Here is a 1,406-nt window from a genome sequence, read left to right as displayed (position 1 = left end):
ACATGATAGTGTCGTAAAAGTGGGGACTTGTTCCTCACACTCTGAGATGGGCCCGCGGCGCATTAGCTAGTTGGGGAGGTAACGGCTTCCCAAGGCGACGATGCGTAGCCGACCTGAGAGGGTGACCGGCCACACTGGGACTGAGACACGGCCCAGACTCCTACGGGAGGCAGCAGTAGGGAATCATCCGCAATGGGCGAAAGCCTGACGGTGCAACGCCGCGTGAGTGAAGAAGGTTTTCGGATCGTAAAGCTCTGTTATCCGAGAAGAACAAGTACCGGTCGAATAGGCCGGTACCTTGACGGTACCGGATCAGAAAGCCCCGGCTAACTACGTGCCAGCAGCCGCGGTAATACGTAGGGGGCAAGCGTTGTCCGGAATTATTGGGCGTAAAGGGCGCGCAGGCGGTTTCCTAAGTCTGATGTGAAAGCCCACGGCTCAACCGTGGATGGTCATTGGAAACTGGGGAACTTGAGTACAGGAGAGGAGAGTGGAATTCCACGTGTAGCGGTGAAATGCGTAGATATGTGGAGGAACACCAGTGGCGAAGGCGGCTCTCTGGCCTGTAACTGACGCTGAGGCGCGAAAGCGTGGGTAGCGAACAGGATTAGATACCCTGGTAGTCCACGCCGTAAACGATGAGTGCTAGGTGTTAGGGGTTTCGACGCCCTTAGTGCCGAAGCAAACGCATTAAGCACTCCGCCTGGGGACTACGACCGCAAGGTTGAAACTCAAAGGAATTGACGGGGGCCCGCACAAGCGGTGGAGCATGTGGTTTAATTCGACGCAACGCGAAGAACCTTACCAGGTCTTGACATCCTCTGCTACTTCCAGAGATGGAAGGTTCCCCTTCGGGGGACAGAGTGACAGGTGGTGCATGGTTGTCGTCAGCTCGTGTCGTGAGATGTTGGGTTAAGTCCCGCAACGAGCGCAACCCTTAACCTTAGTTGCCAGCATTCAGTTGGGCACTCTAAGGTGACTGCCGGTGACAAACCGGAGGAAGGTGGGGATGACGTCAAATCATCATGCCCCTTATGACCTGGGCTACACACGTGCTACAATGGATGGTACAGAGGGAAGCGAAGCCGTGAGGTGTAGCGAATCTCGAAAAGCCATTCTCAGTTCGGATTGCAGGCTGCAACTCGCCTGCATGAAGCCGGAATCGCTAGTAATCGCGGATCAGCATGCCGCGGTGAATACGTTCCCGGGCCTTGTACACACCGCCCGTCACACCACGAGAGCTTGCAACACCCGAAGTCGGTGAGGTAACCCTTTTGGGAGCCAGCCGCCGAAGGTGGGGCAGGTGATTGGGGTGAAGTCGTAACAAGGTATCCCTACCGGAAGGTGGGGATGGATCACCTCCTTTCTACGGAGTATTTTCCGAGTCGAGCTTTCCGAACCACTTG

1 rRNA gene is annotated in these 1,406 nt (G+C 56.0%); it reads left to right on the top strand.

What is annotated here, in order from left to right:
- Positions 1–1,366: ribosomal RNA gene (locus LOR49_RS17340) — 16S ribosomal RNA — on the top strand; the annotation flags it as partial.
- Positions 1,367–1,406: the final 40 nt, after the last annotated feature.

The sequence above is a fragment of the Bacillus piscicola genome, from assembly GCF_022458745.1.
GTDB lineage: Bacteria > Bacillota > Bacilli > Bacillales > Marinococcaceae > Alteribacillus_A > Alteribacillus_A piscicola.
This window is presented reverse-complemented; position numbering and strand designations above follow the sequence as displayed.